We start from the raw sequence: 16054 nt of genomic DNA, 5'->3' as shown, positions 1-16054 counted from the left end.
ATGGCCCGCCGTCGTAAAACCGAAGAGCACGAGAACCACGAGCGTTGGCTGGTGTCGTACGCCGACTTCATTACCTTGCTGTTCGCCTTTTTCGTGGTCATGTACTCGATCTCGTCGATCAACGAGGGCAAGTACAAGCAGATCTCCCAGGCGCTGATCGGCGTGTTCAACGACCCTGAGCGCAGTATGAAGCCGATCCCCATCGGTGACGAGCGACCGCTGAGCGTCAAGCCGGCCGAGCCGCTGATCAAGGATAGCGAGCAGACCGACGCGGGCCTGGCGCAAACCAGCGTCGACCCGCTGAAGACCATCACCGACGATGTCCGCGACGCGTTCGGCGACCTGATCAAGTCCAACCAGATGACCGTGCGCGGCAACGAGTTGTGGGTGGAGATCGAACTCAACTCCTCGCTGCTGTTCGCCAGCGCCGACGCCATGCCCAGCGACGTGGCCTTCGAGATCATCGAGAAGGTGGCGAAGATTCTCAAGCCGTTCGCCAACCCGGTGCACGTCGAGGGCTTCACCGACAACCTGCCGATCCGTACCGCGCAGTACCCGACCAACTGGGAACTGTCGTCGGCGCGGGCGGCGAGCATCGTTCGCCTGCTGGCGATGGAAGGGGTCAACCCGGCGCGCATGGCTTCGGTGGGCTACGGCGAGTACCAGCCGGTGGCCGGCAACGACACCGCTGATGGCCGCGCGCGCAACCGCCGCGTGGTGCTGGTGATCTCGCGCAACCTCGAGGTGCGCCGCAGCCTGACCGGCAGCGGCAGCGCCAATGCCACCCCCGATGCCGCCATGCGCCGGGCTGGCACACAAAGTGCACCAGCCACGCCAGCACCGTCGACCGGGGGCTGAATCCGTCAAAACCCCGTCATTGAATTTCACACCGTTCCCGGCAAGGCTGTCGGCCATACCGGGAGGAAGCAACGCACGATGAGAGTCTGGGCAGTAGCCAATCAAAAGGGTGGCGTCGGCAAGACCACCACCACCATCGCCCTCGCTGGCCTGCTGGCCGAGGCGGGCAAGCGCGTGGTCGTTGTCGACCTCGACCCGCACGGTTCGATGACCAGCTACTTCGGGCACAACCCCGACGCGCTCGAGCACAGCTGCTACGACCTGTTCCTGCACAAGGGCACGGTGCCCGAGGGCTTGCCGGGCCAGCTGCTGCTGCCCACCAGCGACGAGCGCATCTCGCTGCTGCCGTCGAGCACCGCGCTGGCCGTGCTGGAGCGCCAGTCGCCAGGCCAGAGTGGCTTGGGCCTGGTGATCGCCAAGAGTCTGGCGCAGTTGTGGCAGGATTTCGACTTCGCCCTGATCGACAGCCCGCCCTTGCTGGGTGTGTTGATGGTCAACGCCCTGGCCGCCAGCCAGCAGTTGGTGATCCCGGTGCAGACCGAATTTCTCGCGGTCAAGGGCCTGGAGCGCATGGTCGGTACTTTGGCCATGGTCAACCGCTCGCGCAAGCAAGCCTTGCCATACCAGATCGTCCCGACCCTGTTCGACCGCCGAACCCAGGCTTCGCTGGGCACCCTCAAGGTGCTGCGCGACACCTACGGCGACCAGGTCTGGCAGGGCTACATTCCGGTCGATACGCGCCTGCGTGACGCCAGCCGCAACGGTGTCACACCGTCGCAGTTCGACGGCAAGAGCCGTGGTGTGGTCGCCTACCGGGCTTTGCTCAAGCATCTGCTCACTTACCGTTCCGCGCTGCAGGTGGCTTGATGAACTCGGCACCGCACATCACCAGCAAGCCGCAACTGGCCCTGCAGTCCTACCTCGACGGCCTGTTGCAGGAGGCTACCGAGACCCTCGACCTGCCCGAATCGCCTGAAGCCGTGACGGCAGACGAGGCAGGTGAGGCGGATGAGGCCCCCAGCGACGAGTTCGAGGCCGCGGTCCGCGAAGAGCAGGCCCTGGATGCCAAGCGCCACGCCAGCCCGGCGCCGGTGGCGGCACGGCCGTTCGCCGAGCCCCAGGCCAAGGTGCTGCCTACCGTGCTGCCACCGGTACAGCCAGTGCCTGAGCCGGTCGTCAGTGTGGTCGACACTGAGGTAGTGGCCGAGGCCAGCATCCCGGTCCTGACCGAAGTGCCCGCCGCCGAGCCCGTCGCGCCGCTGGTCGATGTCCACTTGCCTGCGCCAGCGGCACCGGTGCCGCCCGCCACGGTCGATGGTCGCCCGGACTGGGCGGCCGAGCCGTTCGAATGCCTGCTGTTCGATGTGGCCGGGCTCACCCTGGCGGTGCCGCTGGTGTGCCTGGGCTCGATCTACAGCCTGGCCGGCCAGGAGCTGACGCCATTGTTCGGCCAGCCGGACTGGTTCCTTGGCATCCTCAGCTGCCAGGCCGGCAACCTGAAGGTGCTGGATACCGCACGCTGGGTCATGCCCGACCGTTACCGCGATGATTTTCGCCAGGGGCTGCAATACGTGATTTCCGTCCAGGGCTACGAATGGGGGCTGGCCGTGCATCAGGTCAGCCGCTCCCTGCGCCTGGACCCGAACGAGATCAAGTGGCGCAGCCAGCGTGGCCAACGCCCTTGGCTGGCCGGCACGGTGATCGAGCACATGTGCGCGCTGCTGGATGTCGCCGCGCTGGCCGAACTGATCGCCAGCGGCGCCGTCAAGCAGATGAACACCAAACACAACTGAATCAACGCCGCTACTGCCGCGGCAATACAGAGCACACCGCCGATGGCGGGTTTAGAGGGCTAGGGGAATGAAAAAGTCGTCTGCACAAGGTTCCGAAGATCCGATCCTGCAGTGGGTAACCTTCCGTCTGGACAACGAGTCCTACGGCATCAATGTCATGCAAGTGCAGGAAGTCCTGCGCTACACGGAGATCGCCCCGGTTCCGGGCGCCCCCAGCTACGTGCTGGGCATCATCAACCTGCGCGGCAACGTGGTGACGGTGATCGACACCCGCCAGCGTTTCGGCCTGATGTCCACCGAAGTCACCGACAACACCCGCATCGTCATCATCGAGGCGGACAAGCAGGTGGTCGGCATCCTCGTCGACAGCGTCGCTGAAGTGGTCTACCTGCGTCAGTCGGAGATCGAGACCGCGCCGAACGTTGGTAACGAAGAGTCGGCCAAGTTCATCCAGGGTGTGTGCAACAAGAATGGCGAGCTGCTGATCCTGGTCGAGCTGGACAAGATGATGACCGAGGAAGAGTGGTCCGAGCTGGAGAACATCTGAGTTGATCTTCGAGGTTGCTGTCATCTTCCTGGCGCTGCTCTGGGCGCTGAGCCTGTGGTTCTTCCTCAACTACAGCAAGCGCCAGCGTGAGCTGGCCGCCCAGCAGGCCCAGGGCGACGCCCTGCGCGACCAGCGCATCAAGGACCTGGCCAAGCGCCTGGACGACTACCAGAACGGTACCGTGCGCATGGGCGAAGCCATCCATGAGTTGCGCGCGGTGGTCGCGCCGCTGCCCGAGAAGCTCCAGCAACTGGAGCAACGTGACCCCAACAGCGTCACCTTCACCCAGGCGGCCAAGCTGGTGGGGATGGGGGCAAGCGTCGAGGAGCTGACCCAGACCTGCGGGTTGACCCAGGCCGAGGCGCAACTGATGAGCAAGCTGCATCGCGGTGAGTGATGAACCGGGCGACGCAAGTCGCCCGGTTTTCGTCAGGATTTCAACCACGAATGTTCGTTGTCGACTTTGATTGCGCATCCCAATGCTTGGTCGCGCGATCGCGTGAGTGGCCCCTGTGCCTCAGGGCTTGGCCCATGAGTGATTGCCACCGACGCGCACCAGGCGGTTGAACGGCAGTAGTTGCCGCGAGGCTGCCCGAAAGCGATCCATATCCACGTAAAGGCCCGCGTTGATGCGGGGCATCTGGTACAGGTTGATGATTTGCCTCAGGAGCTTCAGCGCCGGCAGGTATTGATCGACTACGTCGGTCAGCAGTCCGGGGCCGGTGAGGCGGTTGAGGTTGGCGGCATAGCGATAGAAGCCCTGCGGGTCTTGCCGCAGGCTGGGCTGGCGGTCATAGAAGCCCGGTTCGGCAAGATAGCGGCTATGCATTTCCTCGCTGATCGCCAGCAATGTCGGGTTGCCGGCATGGCTGCCGATTACGCTGGTATTGAACTGCCAGTTCATGCCGAGCTTTTCGTTGGACATTGGTGGGAACAGCAGCAACCCGTCGTTGCTGGTGCTCAAATCGACCTGTTCGATGGCTTCGCCCGGGGCGCCGAGCGGTTGGCCCGCGGCGACATAGGGATGTTCACCCACGGCCAGCAGGCTGTCGTCCACGTCGATGTAGATGCCGCCCTCACTGTGCAGCAGCGGATAACGCAGAACGTCCGAGGCCGACGAGAAATTGCCGCCGACAATCGCGGCTTGATACTGGGCATGGTATGGGCCGTCGCGCAAACGGATGAACCATGCTTGTTCTTCCAGGGGCAGCACCTGGATGCCTGGTGCATGGATGCCCAGCAGGCGCAGGTTTTCGGCGTAAGCGTCAGCGTTGGCCTTGGAGAGGTAAAGGCGCAGGTTGTACGTGGTGCCGTTCAGGCGTTCGGCGTTATTGCCCAGGTTGGTCAGCAATGGCGAGTCGATGACCTTGTCGCCTACCCAGAGGCCGAGAAATTGCCGTGGAACCGGACTGATACCGCTTGTTGGCACATCAGGTATCGCCACGGGCAGATGCAGGTCCACACCGAGTGCGCGCAGGGTAGCCATGCGCATAGGGTCGGTGACGACCCGGTTGCGCAGATTCACTGGCAGCAGGTCGCGCCTGCCGGCCTGTGGGATGTAATGGAGTGGGTCGACTTCGTTGAGGTCCCCCTCGAATATGAAGCTGTCGCTCTCCAGGTCGTAGACCATCTCGGCGTTGTAGCCATCCACAGAGGCCGTTAGCAAGTCGGGCGTTCCATCGTAGCGGGGCACTCGGTTGATGGCTTCGTAGGTGGCTGCATCGGCCCCCGGCATTGCTGGAATGGCGTCGGGGATATGGAAGTAAGGCGCGACCTCGTCGACAGGCAGATGCGGCGGTGAAACGGGGCTCAGCGGATACCCCAGGTGTCCATTGACCTCCTGGGGCATCACGAACCCTTCATTTTTGGCCCGAAACAGCGCCGAGCTGCGGTTCAGGCCTGCATGTGCCAGCGGCAGGGCGTTGAGCAGCCCGAAGGTAGCAGTGTCCACGCCTGCGGCGCGCTCCTGCTGGCCGTGACCATTGATCGCCTGATCGAGGCCCAGGCCGAACTGGGCGATGCCGCCCACGGCAAAGATCGGCGCCAGTTCCGGCACGACGATGGCCAGCGGCGCGAGCAGGTTGATCGCCGAGTTCAGGTAGCCGCGCCAGCGGGCCTTGGTCACTTCGCCATTACCGGTGATGCGGTAATCGGCGTCTTCGTAGCTGCGCTTGCGTTGCTGATGGGTCAGGGCCAGGAACAGTTCGCCCTCGATCAGCGGGCTGTACTGGTCGGGCTTGTAGTTGACGTAGGTGTGCGGATGCCAAACGCCTTCGGCGGTGAACCCTGGCCGGTTGCTGGACAAGTGGTTGAGGGCGGGGTACGCGCCAAGCCCGTCCAGCGCGGTGGCCAGGCCGCTGAAGTCGAGGCCGTCGGGCATATCGGCCAGGGCGAAGTGCTGTTGCAAGGCCGCGCGGGTATCGGGGTTGCGGCACTGGCTGGCGACCCAGTCCTGCAGCGCGGTGGGGCTGGCGAAACTATGCAGCGGGGCGGCATTGCCCGGGATGTAGAGCAGGGTCAGGCCGCTTGCGGGGTCACTGATCTGCAGCAGGTCGGTGGCGGCATAGCCATAGATGTTCAGAAAGCGCATCTGCAGTGGTTGGGGAGCCTGTTCCAGTCCCGCCGCGCGCCAGGCGAGCCGACGCGCCTGGTCGTCGAGGCTGCCTTCGGCGACCTGGCGATTGCAGGCGGTGATGAAGGCGATCTTCGTCGCCAGCCGATGGCTCGCCGCACGCTTACGCCAGTAGTTGTCCAGCATGGCCTTGTAGGTGCTGTGGAAGTCGAGCTCCCAGATGAAATGCTGGAAGTCTTCCGCGGCCAACGCTACATGCGTTCGGGCGCTGTATTCGCTGGGGACGGTCTGGCGGAACAGGCCGTTGTAGGTGATGTAGCCGCTACCGTTGTAGGACAGGCCCGGTGGATCAAGCCGGTCGACCAGGGTGATGCGTTGGCTGTCAGGAAAACTCCCCGCCCAGGGCCTGCCCACGGCCGCGTCGAGCAGGTTGTTGCTCGACTCGCCCTGCCAGTTGGCCAGCACTGCCTGGGTGAGCGTCATTTTTTGTACCACGACCCCAACCTCGCCAACGCCGTTGCGCCATTGATGGTGCAGCACGACTACATCGGTGCGGTCGGGGTCGAGGGGTTGGCCGCGGCGAGCGGCCCAGTCGCGGATGGCCGTGGCCGCGGCGCGGTCGGGGCGCGGGAAGTCCTTGAGGTGGTCGCTGACATAGCGCACACCGGCAGTGCTGACGTAACGGGCGTTCATGGTGGTGACCCAGGAAGGAAATGGGTCATCACCATGAACGATGCGGCCTGAGCACCAGCGGCAACGGGCTACCGCCCGGTATCAGTCGCGGTAAGGCAGGCCTGGCAGGTGGGGAGTGATATCGCGCTCGGTGGGGGGCTCGTCGCCGAAGCCCACGGGCACCTTGCCGCGCAGTTGCCAGGCGAAGGCGATGATCTCGGCGATGGTCAGGTACAACGCCTCGGGAATCTGCTCGCCCAGTTCCAGCCTTGCCAGCAAGCGCACCAACTCGGCGTTCTCGTAGATCGGCACTTCATGTTCACGGGCCAGGGCAAGAATGGCTTCGGCCAGTTCGTCGTCACCCTTGGCACTCAGGGTCGGGGCCTGCTGGCCGTCGTAGCTCAGGGCAATGGCCTGACGGGGATGTTGGTAGGTCATGCGGTTTCGTCCACCCAGCGTTGTTCCAGGCGTGTGCGTGGGCCTTGTGGCGGAGTGCCAGGGCGGCACTCCAGGTCGCCGACATCCAGGCCGCGCGCCAGCAGCCGTTCGCGTAGCGTGCCGAGCTGGCTGTCGATCAGGCGCGCAGTCTGCTCCTGTTCCGCCCACAGTTGTCCCGACAGCCGCCCTTGCAGCAGTTGTGCCTGGACCTGCACGGGGCCGAGCGGAGACAGGTCGAAAGCCAGTTCGATGCGCCACATGGCCTCAAGTGGATCACGACCTTCTGGTTCGCGATCCGCTTGCTGCTCGGGTGTTTCCTCGCGCTGCAGCTTTACCTGCAGGGGGATGAACTCCTGGCCGTGGCGAATGGGGATTTCGGTTTGCCAGGTAGTCTGCTGGTTGCCGTTCTCCAGCGGGCCGGACTGCTGCAGGCTGGACAGCGCGTGGCTTTGCAAGCGCGATACAGCGGCGGCGGCCAGGCGCAGCAACTGCTGCAGGTCGCCTTCGTTTTCCAGGCTCTGCAGCAGGCGCGAGGGCAGGGGGAAGGCGCCGGGTAGCTGGCGTGGAGTCACCTGGCCAAGCATGCCCAGGGCGCTTCGGACGAGACCGGGCGACGCCAGGGCCAGGGTGCTGGTCAGCGCGGGGGGGAGCGATTGGCCGGTGATCGGGTTGGTCAGCTGCGCGACCAACCTGACCAATTGCGCCTTCAGGTCCGGTGTCACACCGCTGGCCTGGCCGCCCAACAGCTTGGCCTCGAGGAAGGCGCCACTGTCGTTCAAGGCTTGGGCGAGGTTTTTCGCATCGCCCAGCTGGCGGGCATCGGGCAAGCTGGCCAGCAGCCGCTCGGCACTGGCGCGCAACTGCGTTCCGGCATCGTCCGAGGTGGCGATTTGCTGCAGGGCGTTGAGCAGGCTTGGCAGTGAGGCTTGCCGGCCCTGCTGGGTCAACAGTTGCTGGGCGATGGCCAATTGATCCTGACGGCCACTGAGAGGAACAAAACGCAACGACTGGTCACCTTGCACCAACGCGCTCAGCAGGCTGCCGACAGGCAGCGGACGTGGGCTGTCGATGGTCAGGGTGGCGCCCGCCTGGCTACTGTTGAGCAGGCTCACCAGCGAGCGGAAGGTGGCGATCTCGCCTGCATTCTGTGGCAGTGCCTGGCTGGTCAGGACCTTGCCCTGCAGCAGTGTGCCGACCGGGACCTGGTTGGTATCAAGGCGGGTTAGGGTGGCGATGTTGTTGGCATTGACCTGTTGCACCATGACCGCCAGGCGGTTGCTCTCGGTCTGGCTGACCGTGATCTGGCTGCCCGGGGGCAGGGGCTGACCGGCACTGGCCTGCAACTGGGTCTGGTTGCCGTTGGCCTGGGTGAGGCGCAGCAACATCTGGAAGTCCGGGCCGACCTGGCGCATCGACATGACCTCGGCGCGCGCTGTCTCGCCTTGGGCCAGCAAGCCGGGCTGCGGTTGCAGCAGGCGCAGCAGCTCGCCGGTCATCGCGGCCTTGGTCGCCTGGGGGGCTAGCGCAGTTTGTGCGCCGAGACTATTGATTTCAGTCATGATTGTATACAACCTGTCGGACCAGCCCTCTTGGCAGCGGGGCAGTGCGTGCAATAATGCCCGCCGCCTGCCACTGCCAGTATAACGGCAGCGAGCAGGGGCACTTGAGACACAAGGTTCATGATCAGTGTCGCCTGCTTCGCGGGTAAACCCGCTCCTACAGGTTCGGCATGATCCCTGTAGGAGCGGGTTTACCCGCGAAGCAGGCGACACCGGACATGAGCCCAACCGCATAAGGCATAACCGTGACCCTTCACCTCCAAGCCGTGGGCCTGGCCTGCGAGCGCGACTGGCGACTGTTGTTCGAGCACCTGGACTTCGAGCTTCGCCCTGGCGACATGCTTCAGATTGCCGGCCCCAACGGCAGCGGCAAGACCAGCTTGCTGCGCTTGCTGGCCGGGCTGATGCAGCCGACCGCCGGGCGCATCCTGTTCAATGGCCGGCCCCTGGCTGAACAGCGTCATGCGCTGGCCAGCATCCTGCTGTGGATCGGGCACGCCGCGGGGATCAAGGACCTGCTCACCGCCGAGGAAAACCTCGCCTGGCTCTGCGCCCTGCACCAGCCGGCCAGCCCAGACGCCATCTGGCGCGCCCTGGAGGCTGTCGGCCTGCGTGGTTTCGAAGATGTGCCTTGTCACACCCTGTCGGCCGGCCAGCAACGGCGTGTCGCCCTGGCCCGCCTGCACCTGGACAGCCCACCGCTGTGGATTCTCGACGAGCCCTTCACCGCCCTCGACAAACAGGGTGTGGCGCAGCTCGAGACGCACCTGGCGGCGCATTGCGAGCAGGGTGGTACCGTGGTGCTGACCACCCACCACACCCTCGAGCGCAAGCCGTCCGGCTACCGCGAACTGAACCTGGGGCAGTGGGCGGCATGAGCGTATTCCTTCTTCTGCTGCGCCGCGAGGCGCGCCTGCTGTTCCGCCGTCCTGCGGAGCTGGCCAATCCGCTGGTGTTCTTCGCCATCGTCGTCGCTTTGTTCCCGCTGGCGGTCGGTCCCGAGACGCAATTGTTGCAAACCTTGTCTCCAGGACTGGTCTGGGTCGCGGCATTGCTGGCTGTGCTGCTGTCGTTGGACGGGTTGTTCCGCAGCGATTTCGAGGATGGTTCGCTGGAGCAGTGGGTGCTGTCACCGCACCCACTGGCCATGCTGGTGCTGGCCAAGGTACTGGCGCACTGGATCTTTTCCGGTCTGGCGCTGGTATTGTTGGCGCCATTGCTGGCGCTGATGCTCGGCCTGCCCGCCAGCTGCCTGCCGGTCCTGCTGGCTTCGCTGCTGCTGGGCACGCCGGTGCTGAGCTTGCTGGGCGCGGTGGGCGCCGCGCTGACGGTCGGTCTCAAGCGCGGCGGTTTGCTGCTGGCGTTGCTGATTCTGCCGTTGTATATCCCTGTATTGATCCTGGGCAGTGGCGCGTTGCAGGCCGCGTTGCAGAATATGCCGGCGACCGGCCATCTGCTCTGGCTCGCCAGCCTGACTGCCTTGGCTGTGACATTGGCACCCTTTGCGATCGCGGCCGGCCTGAAGATCAGCGTTGGCGAATAACGAGTCCCGGGCACCGCAGCCCGGCCAATACCCTGGATGTACCCTGATGAAAATGAGTTGGACGTGGTTCCACAAACTGGGCTCCCCCAAATGGTTCTATGCCATCAGCGGCCGCATGCTGCCCTGGCTGACCGTGGCTGCCATCCTGTTGCTGCTGGTCGGCATCACCTGGGGCTTGGCCTTCGCCCCCCAGGACTACCAGCAGGGCGACAGCTTCCGCATCATCTATATCCACGTCCCGGCGGCGATGCTGGCGCAGTCCTGCTATGTGCTGCTGGCGGTGGCCGGGGTGGTGGGCCTGGTGTGGAAGATGAAACTGGCCGATGTCGCCTTGCAGTGCGCGGCACCGATTGGTGCCTGGATGACCGCGGTGGCGCTGGTCACCGGCGCGATCTGGGGCAAGCCCACCTGGGGCAGCTGGTGGGTCTGGGATGCGCGCCTGACCTCCATGCTCATCCTGCTGTTCCTGTACTTCGGCATCATCGCCCTGGGCCAGGCCATCAGCAATCGTGACAGTGCGGCCAAGGCCTGCGCGGTGTTGGCCATCGTCGGGGTGGTCAACATTCCGATCATCAAGTACTCGGTGGAGTGGTGGAATACCCTGCACCAGGGCGCCACCTTCACCCTCACTGAAAAACCCGCCATGCCGGTGGAGATGTGGCTGCCGCTGCTGCTCACGGCGCTGGGTTTCTACTGCTTCTTCGGCGCCGTGCTGCTGCTGCGCATGCGTCTTGAAGTGCTCAAGCGCGAGGCGCGTGCCAGTTGGGTCAGGGAGGAAGTGATAAATAGCCTGGGTCGGGAGACTGCGCGATGAGCTTCGCCTCCTTCAGTGATTTCCTCGCCATGGGCCACCATGGCCTGTACGTGTGGTCGGCCTACGGCATCTGCCTGGCGGTGCTGGCGCTCAATGTCGCCGCGCCACTGCTGGCTCGCCGTCGCTACCTGCAAGAAGAGGCGCGCCGTCTGCGCCGGGAGAGCAAACCGTGAATCCGCAGCGCAAGAAACGTCTGTTCCTTATCCTCGGCCTGCTGGTTGGTGTCGGCGTGGCCGTGGGCTTCGCCCTGAGCGCCCTGCAGCAGAACATCAACCTGTTCTACACCCCGACACAAATCGCCAACGGCGAAGCGCCGCTGGATACCCGCATTCGTGCCGGCGGCATGGTCGAGAAAGGCTCGGTGCAGCGCTCGGCAGACTCGCTGGACGTGCGCTTCGTGGTCACCGACTACACCAAGTCGGTGCCGATCACCTACCGTGGCATTCTCCCCGACCTGTTCCGCGAAGGGCAGGGCATCGTCGCCCTCGGCAAGCTCAATGCCGACGGCGTGGTGGTAGCGGATGAAGTCCTGGCCAAGCACGATGAGAAATACATGCCGCCCGAAGTCTCCAAGGCGCTCAAGGAAAGCGGCCAGGCCGCCAGCGACGCAGGAGGCAAGCCATGAACGCGGCATTGGTCATTCCTGAACTGGGCCAGCTGTCGATGATCCTGGCCATCTGCTTCGCCGCCGTGCAAGCCACGGTACCGTTGCTGGGCGCCTGGCGTGGCGATTCGCTGTGGATGAGCCTGGCGCGTCCGGCTGCCTGGGGGCAGTTCGCCTTCCTCGCTTTCGCCTTCGCCTGCCTCACACATGCCTTCATGACCGACAACTTCTCGGTGCAGTATGTTGCCAGCAACTCCAACAGCGCCTTGCCCTGGTACTACAAGTTCAGCGCGGTGTGGGGCGCCCACGAAGGCTCGCTGCTGTTGTGGGCACTGATCCTCGGTGGCTGGACCTTCGCCGTCTCGGTGTTCTCGCGCCAGCTGCCGCAGGTGATGCTGGCCCGGGTGCTGGCGGTGATGGGCATGATCAGCGTGGGTTTCCTGAGCTTCCTGATCATCACCTCCAACCCGTTCTCGCGCCTGCTGCCGCAGGTTCCGGGTGATGGTCGCGACCTCAACCCGCTGTTGCAGGACTTCGGCCTGATCGTCCACCCGCCGATGCTGTACATGGGCTATGTGGGCTTCTCGGTGGCCTTCGCCTTCGCCATTGCCGCCTTGTTGGGCGGTCGTCTCGACGCCGCTTGGGCGCGCTGGTCGAGGCCCTGGACCATCGTTGCCTGGGCGTTTCTCGGCGTGGGCATCACCCTGGGTTCGTGGTGGGCCTACTACGAGCTGGGCTGGGGCGGCTGGTGGTTCTGGGACCCGGTGGAAAATGCCTCGTTCATGCCCTGGCTGGTGGGCACGGCGCTGATCCACTCGCTGGCGGTCACCGAGAAACGTGGTGTGTTCAAGAGCTGGACCGTGCTGCTGGCCATCGCCGCGTTCTCCCTGAGCCTGCTGGGCACCTTCCTGGTGCGCTCCGGGGTGCTGACCTCGGTGCACGCTTTTGCCGCCGACCCGTCGCGGGGCATCTTCATCCTGTTCTTCCTGCTGTTCGTGGTCGGTGGCTCGCTGACGCTGTTCGCCCTGCGCGCGCCAGTGGTCAAGAGCCAGGTCGGCTTCGCCCTGTGGTCCCGTGAAACCCTGCTGCTGGCCAACAACCTGGTGCTGGTGGTGGCGGCGTCGACGATCCTGCTGGGTACCCTGTATCCGCTGGTGCTCGATGCTCTGACCGGCGCCAAGCTGTCGGTGGGGCCGCCGTACTTCAATGCGCTGTTCCTGCCGTTGATGGCGTTGCTGATGCTGGTGCTCGGCGTGGGCGTAGTGGTGCGCTGGAAGGACACCCCGGGCAAATGGCTTGCGAGCATGATGACCCCGGTGCTGGTCGGCAGCGCGGTGCTGGCGCCGGTTGCCGGGTTGATCGTCGATGACTTCGACTGGCCGATCCTGAGCGTGTTCGCCCTGGCTGCGTGGGTGGTGCTCAGCGGTGTGCGCGACATCCTCGACAAGACCCGCCACAAGGGCCTGGTCAAGGGCCTGGCCGGTCTCAATCGCAGCTATTGGGGTATGCACCTGGCGCACCTGGGCCTGGCGGTATGCGCCCTGGGGGTGGTGCTGTCGAGCAACAACAGCGCCGAGCGCGACCTGCGCATGGCGCCGGGCGAGGCCGTCGAGCTGGGTGGCTACCACTTCCTGTTCGAAGGTGCGAAGCACTTCGAGGGGCCGAATTTCATCTCCGACAAGGGCACTGTTCGTGTCTCGCGCGACGGTCGCGAAGTGACCGTGCTGCACCCGGAAAAACGGCTGTACACCGTGCAGCAATCGATGATGACCGAGGCCGGTATCGACGCCGGCTTCACCCGCGACCTGTATGTCGCCCTGGGCGAGCCGCTGGAAAACGGCGCCTGGGCGGTGCGGGTGCATATCAAACCCTATGTCCGCTGGATCTGGCTGGGTGGTCTGTTGACCGCGCTGGGCGGTTTCCTGGCGGCCCTCGACCGGCGCTACCGCGTCAAGGTCAAAGCCCGGGTGCGTGATGTACTGGGTGTGTCTGGAGCGACTGCATGAAGCGTTGGATCATGGTAGTGCCATTGGCGGTGTTCCTGCTGGTGGCGGTCTTTCTCTACAAGGGGTTGTTCCTCAAGCCCGACGAGTTGCCCTCGGCGATGATCGGCAAGCCGTTCCCGGCCTTCTCCCTGGGTACCGTGCAAGGTGACCGCACGCTCACTCAAGCTGACCTGAGCGGCCGCCCGGCGCTGGTCAATGTGTGGGGTACCTGGTGCCCGTCGTGCAAGGTCGAACACCCTTACCTCAACCAGCTGGCCGAGCAGGGCGTGGTGATCCACGGCGTCAACTACAAGGACGACAACGCCGCCGCATTGAAATGGCTGGCCGAGTTCCACAACCCCTACCAGCTGAACATCGCCGACCCGCAAGGCTCGCTGGGCCTGGACCTGGGTGTGTACGGCGCGCCGGAAACCTTCCTGGTCGACGCGAAAGGCATCATCCGCTACAAGCACGTGGGCGTGGTCGACGCCACGGTCTGGCGCGAACAGCTGGCGCCGCTGTACCAAAGCCTGGTCGACGAGGCCCGGCCATGAAGCGCTGGCTCGCAGCCGCCGTGCTGGGCATGAGCCTGGCCGGCGTGGCCAAGGCGGCCATCGACACCTATCAGTTTCGCGACGAAGCCGAGCGTGAGCGGTACCAGCAACTGACCAAGGAGCTGCGCTGCCCCAAGTGCCAGAACCAGGACATCGCCGACTCCAACGCGCCGATCGCCGCCGACCTGCGCCGCGAGATCTTCCGTATGCTCGGCGAGGGCAAGAGCAATCCGCAGATCGTCGACTTCATGGTCGACCGCTATGGCGACTTCGTGCGCTACAAACCGGCGCTCAGCGGGCGTACCTGGCTGCTGTGGTTCGGTCCGGGCATCCTGTTGGCCGGTGGTTTCGTGGTGCTGGCGGTGATCGTCCGCCGCCGCCGCAACCAGGCCGTGGCCGGCACACCCGAACTGTCCGCCGCTGAACGCGAGCGTCTCGCCAAACTGCTGGAAAAAGAAACCAACCATGACTGAATTCTGGCTCAGCGCGGGCCTGTTGCTGCTCGCCGCCCTGGCATTCCTGTTGATTCCCATCCTGCGCGGCCGTCGCCGCCAGCAGGCCGAACAGGACCGTACCGCACTCAATGTGGCGCTCTATGAAGAGCGGGTCGCCGAACTGGCAGCCCAGCAGCAGGCGGGTGTGCTCGATGCCGGGCAACTGGCCAGGGGCCGTGACGAGGCGGCCCGCGAACTGCTGGCCGACACCGAGCGCAACGACGCATCCGTTCAAGGCCATCTGGGCAAGGCTGTCCCGCTGCTGGCATCGGTGCTGGTGCCAGTCATGGCGCTGGGGCTGTACCTGCACTTCGGCGCCGCCGACAAGGTCGAGCTGACCCAGGAATTCGCCAGCGCGCCGCAATCGATGCAGGAAATGACGGCGCGCCTGGAACGTGCCGTGAAGGCCCAGCCGGACTCCGCCGAAGGGTTGTACTTCCTCGGTCGGGCGTACATGGCCGATCAGCGCCCGGCGGATGCCGCCAAGGCCTTCGAGCGTGCCGTGGCCCTGGCCGGGCGTCAGCCCGAGCTGCTCGGGCAATGGGCCCAGGCGTTGTACTTCGCAGCCGACAAGCAATGGAACGCACAGCTGCTGGCATTGACCGACGAAGCGCTCAAGGCCGACCCAAGGGAGGTCACCAGCCTTGGCCTGCGAGGTATCGCCGCCTTCGAGGGCGAGCGCTATCAGGAGGCCATCGATTTCTGGCAACGCCTGCTGGCTCAATTGCCGGAAGGCGACGCCTCGCGCGCCGCGTTGCAGGGCGGTATCGACCGCGCTGCGGACAAACTGAAGGCCTCAGGTGGCAAGGTGGCCGAGGCGGCGCGTCTGAAAGTGCGGGTCGAACTGGCTGCGGCGCTCAAGGACAAGGTGCGCCCGGATGACACGGTGTTCATCTTCGCCCGGGCCAGCAATGGCCCGCCCATGCCCTTGGCCGCCAAGCGTGTCACGGTGGCGCAGTTGCCCATCGAGGTGGAACTGTCGGATGCCGATGCGATGATGCCGCAAATGAAACTGTCGGACTTTGCCGAAGTCCAATTGGTTGCCCGGGTCTCGCGCGCCGGTGTTCCTACCCGTGGTGAATGGAAAGCCCAGGGGGCGCCCCTGCCCACCAATACGCGAGTACCCCAGCACCTGATTATCGACAGCCCCGACTCATAAGAGAGCAGCCTCATGAACAGCACCGTCCGCCTGACCCTGATCACCCTGGCCCTGGGTCTTTCCGCGTGTACGGTGCATCAGCCAGGCGAGCGGCAATCGCTACCGCCGATCGAGTCCACGCCCGCGCACAAAGGGCCGGCGGCCAAGCCCTTGCCGGGCAGCAAGCCGAGCCAGCCGGCTGCGACGCCCAAACCCATGCCGCGCACTTCGGCCAGCTTTGCGCCACCACCTGGTGGTGCCAGCCATTGGGACCCGAAGATGGGCGTGTACGTGCTGGAGAAACAACCCAACACCTTCTACCGCCAGCGCACTTACTACCGCTGGAACAACGGTTGGAGCTGGTCGTTGAGCCCTAATGGGCCCTGGCAGGAGACCGACAGCAGTGGTGTGCCGGGTGGCCTGGGGCGCGCGTTCGCCCAATAGGTTTCGCTCGACGGGCGCGGCCACGCATGGATAGCCCAT

General features: G+C 64.9%; 18 protein-coding genes. 15 read left to right on the top strand and 3 right to left on the bottom strand.

Annotated features, from left to right (window positions below; all coding sequences use genetic code 11):
* The 5 genes from motD (at position 1) to JYG34_RS17985 (ending at position 3595) form a co-directional block, all read left to right on the top strand.
* Positions 1 to 858, top strand: a complete 858-nt coding sequence (gene motD / locus JYG34_RS18005) for a flagellar motor protein MotD (RefSeq protein ID WP_213657705.1) — start codon at positions 1 to 3, stop codon at positions 856 to 858.
* Between the two features lie 78 nt (positions 859 to 936).
* Complete coding sequence (locus JYG34_RS18000; RefSeq protein WP_011534882.1) at positions 937 to 1725, top strand: ParA family protein; 789 nt, start codon at positions 937 to 939, stop codon at positions 1723 to 1725.
* A complete protein-coding gene (locus JYG34_RS17995; protein ID WP_213657704.1) occupies positions 1725 to 2651 on the top strand; it encodes a CheW domain-containing protein in 927 nt (308 codons plus the stop codon). The genes JYG34_RS18000 and JYG34_RS17995 overlap by 1 nt, the downstream gene beginning before the upstream one ends.
* A 67-nt stretch (positions 2652 to 2718) precedes the next feature.
* On the top strand, positions 2719 to 3198 hold the full coding sequence (locus tag JYG34_RS17990; protein ID WP_213657703.1) for a chemotaxis protein CheW: 480 nt from the start codon (positions 2719 to 2721) through the stop codon (positions 3196 to 3198).
* Between the two features lies 1 nt (position 3199).
* Positions 3200 to 3595, top strand: coding sequence for a DUF2802 domain-containing protein (locus JYG34_RS17985; RefSeq protein ID WP_213657702.1), 396 nt, complete (start codon positions 3200 to 3202; stop codon positions 3593 to 3595).
* 120 nt (positions 3596 to 3715) lie between these two features.
* Here the strand turns inward: JYG34_RS17985 and JYG34_RS17980 are convergent, their stop codons facing one another.
* From JYG34_RS17980 to JYG34_RS17970, 3 genes are all read right to left on the bottom strand, one after another.
* Positions 3716 to 6463, bottom strand: a complete 2748-nt coding sequence (locus JYG34_RS17980; protein ID WP_213657701.1) for a dermonecrotic toxin domain-containing protein — start codon at positions 6461 to 6463, stop codon at positions 3716 to 3718.
* A gap of 81 nt (positions 6464 to 6544) precedes the next feature.
* Complete coding sequence (locus JYG34_RS17975; RefSeq protein WP_213657700.1) at positions 6545 to 6880, bottom strand: EscU/YscU/HrcU family type III secretion system export apparatus switch protein; 336 nt, start codon at positions 6878 to 6880, stop codon at positions 6545 to 6547.
* On the bottom strand, positions 6877 to 8439 hold the full coding sequence (locus JYG34_RS17970) for a flagellar hook-length control protein FliK (protein ID WP_213657699.1): 1563 nt from the start codon (positions 8437 to 8439) through the stop codon (positions 6877 to 6879). Before JYG34_RS17970 ends, JYG34_RS17975 begins: the two co-directional genes overlap by 4 nt.
* A 245-nt stretch (positions 8440 to 8684) precedes the next feature.
* Between JYG34_RS17970 and ccmA the strand changes: the two genes are divergently transcribed.
* Genes ccmA through JYG34_RS17920 form a run of 10 tightly spaced genes read left to right on the top strand, consistent with a single transcriptional unit; the run spans position 8685 to position 16015 of the window.
* Complete coding sequence (gene ccmA / locus JYG34_RS17965; RefSeq protein ID WP_213657698.1) at positions 8685 to 9317, top strand: cytochrome c biogenesis heme-transporting ATPase CcmA; 633 nt, start codon at positions 8685 to 8687, stop codon at positions 9315 to 9317.
* Complete coding sequence (gene ccmB / locus JYG34_RS17960; RefSeq protein ID WP_134693825.1) at positions 9314 to 9982, top strand: heme exporter protein CcmB; 669 nt, start codon at positions 9314 to 9316, stop codon at positions 9980 to 9982. Before ccmA ends, ccmB begins: the two co-directional genes overlap by 4 nt.
* 46 nt (positions 9983 to 10028) lie before the next feature.
* A complete protein-coding gene (locus JYG34_RS17955) occupies positions 10029 to 10796 on the top strand; it encodes a heme ABC transporter permease (protein WP_213657697.1) in 768 nt (255 codons plus the stop codon).
* Positions 10793 to 10969 carry a heme exporter protein CcmD gene (gene ccmD, locus JYG34_RS17950; protein WP_011534872.1) on the top strand — a complete coding sequence of 59 codons (177 nt, stop codon included), beginning with the start codon at positions 10793 to 10795 and terminating at the stop codon, positions 10967 to 10969. The genes JYG34_RS17955 and ccmD overlap by 4 nt, the downstream gene beginning before the upstream one ends.
* Positions 10966 to 11421 carry a cytochrome c maturation protein CcmE gene (gene ccmE, locus JYG34_RS17945; RefSeq protein WP_213657696.1) on the top strand — a complete coding sequence of 152 codons (456 nt, stop codon included), beginning with the start codon at positions 10966 to 10968 and terminating at the stop codon, positions 11419 to 11421. Before ccmD ends, ccmE begins: the two co-directional genes overlap by 4 nt.
* Positions 11418 to 13406 carry a heme lyase CcmF/NrfE family subunit gene (locus tag JYG34_RS17940; RefSeq protein WP_213657695.1) on the top strand — a complete coding sequence of 663 codons (1989 nt, stop codon included), beginning with the start codon at positions 11418 to 11420 and terminating at the stop codon, positions 13404 to 13406. The genes ccmE and JYG34_RS17940 overlap by 4 nt, the downstream gene beginning before the upstream one ends.
* The gene (locus JYG34_RS17935; RefSeq protein ID WP_213657694.1) at positions 13403 to 13939 is read left to right on the top strand and encodes a DsbE family thiol:disulfide interchange protein; all 537 of its coding nucleotides are present in this window, start codon (positions 13403 to 13405) and stop codon (positions 13937 to 13939) included. Before JYG34_RS17940 ends, JYG34_RS17935 begins: the two co-directional genes overlap by 4 nt.
* Positions 13936 to 14412: a cytochrome c-type biogenesis protein gene (locus tag JYG34_RS17930; RefSeq protein WP_213657693.1), complete on the top strand. Its 477-nt coding sequence runs from the start codon at positions 13936 to 13938 to the stop codon at positions 14410 to 14412. Before JYG34_RS17935 ends, JYG34_RS17930 begins: the two co-directional genes overlap by 4 nt.
* The gene (ccmI, locus tag JYG34_RS17925; RefSeq protein ID WP_213657692.1) at positions 14405 to 15592 is read left to right on the top strand and encodes a c-type cytochrome biogenesis protein CcmI; all 1188 of its coding nucleotides are present in this window, start codon (positions 14405 to 14407) and stop codon (positions 15590 to 15592) included. The genes JYG34_RS17930 and ccmI overlap by 8 nt, the downstream gene beginning before the upstream one ends.
* Before the next feature lie 12 nt (positions 15593 to 15604).
* A complete protein-coding gene (locus JYG34_RS17920; protein WP_213657691.1) occupies positions 15605 to 16015 on the top strand; it encodes a hypothetical protein in 411 nt (136 codons plus the stop codon).
* Positions 16016 to 16054: the final 39 nt, after the last annotated feature.

Origin of the sequence: Pseudomonas entomophila (assembly GCF_018417595.1) — a bacterium.
In the GTDB taxonomy this organism is placed as follows: Bacteria; Pseudomonadota; Gammaproteobacteria; order Pseudomonadales; family Pseudomonadaceae; genus Aquipseudomonas; species Aquipseudomonas entomophila_C.
Note: the sequence above shows the minus strand (reverse complement) of the source record. Positions and strands in the feature narration are given on the sequence as shown.

Bases quoted from the DNA above. Each gene is read 5' to 3' on its own strand.
- JYG34_RS18000 (WP_011534882.1), top strand. From the start codon at position 937: ATGAGAGTCTGGGCAGTAGCCAATCAAAAGGGTGGCGTCGGCAAGACC.
- JYG34_RS17980 (WP_213657701.1), bottom strand. From the start codon at position 6,463: ATGAACGCCCGTTACGTCAGCACTGCCGGTGTGCGCTATGTCAGCGAC.
- ccmB (WP_134693825.1), top strand. From the start codon at position 9,314: ATGAGCGTATTCCTTCTTCTGCTGCGCCGCGAGGCGCGCCTGCTGTTC.
- motD (WP_213657705.1), top strand. From the start codon at position 1: ATGGCCCGCCGTCGTAAAACCGAAGAGCACGAGAACCACGAGCGTTGG.
- ccmI (WP_213657692.1), top strand. From the start codon at position 14,405: ATGACTGAATTCTGGCTCAGCGCGGGCCTGTTGCTGCTCGCCGCCCTG.
- ccmD (WP_011534872.1), top strand. From the start codon at position 10,793: ATGAGCTTCGCCTCCTTCAGTGATTTCCTCGCCATGGGCCACCATGGC.
- JYG34_RS17975 (WP_213657700.1), bottom strand. From the start codon at position 6,880: ATGACCTACCAACATCCCCGTCAGGCCATTGCCCTGAGCTACGACGGC.
- JYG34_RS17940 (WP_213657695.1), top strand. From the start codon at position 11,418: ATGAACGCGGCATTGGTCATTCCTGAACTGGGCCAGCTGTCGATGATC.
- JYG34_RS17995 (WP_213657704.1), top strand. From the start codon at position 1,725: ATGAACTCGGCACCGCACATCACCAGCAAGCCGCAACTGGCCCTGCAG.
- JYG34_RS17955 (WP_213657697.1), top strand. From the start codon at position 10,029: ATGAAAATGAGTTGGACGTGGTTCCACAAACTGGGCTCCCCCAAATGG.
- JYG34_RS17990 (WP_213657703.1), top strand. From the start codon at position 2,719: ATGAAAAAGTCGTCTGCACAAGGTTCCGAAGATCCGATCCTGCAGTGG.
- JYG34_RS17930 (WP_213657693.1), top strand. From the start codon at position 13,936: ATGAAGCGCTGGCTCGCAGCCGCCGTGCTGGGCATGAGCCTGGCCGGC.
- JYG34_RS17970 (WP_213657699.1), bottom strand. From the start codon at position 8,439: ATGACTGAAATCAATAGTCTCGGCGCACAAACTGCGCTAGCCCCCCAG.
- JYG34_RS17935 (WP_213657694.1), top strand. From the start codon at position 13,403: ATGAAGCGTTGGATCATGGTAGTGCCATTGGCGGTGTTCCTGCTGGTG.
- JYG34_RS17920 (WP_213657691.1), top strand. From the start codon at position 15,605: ATGAACAGCACCGTCCGCCTGACCCTGATCACCCTGGCCCTGGGTCTT.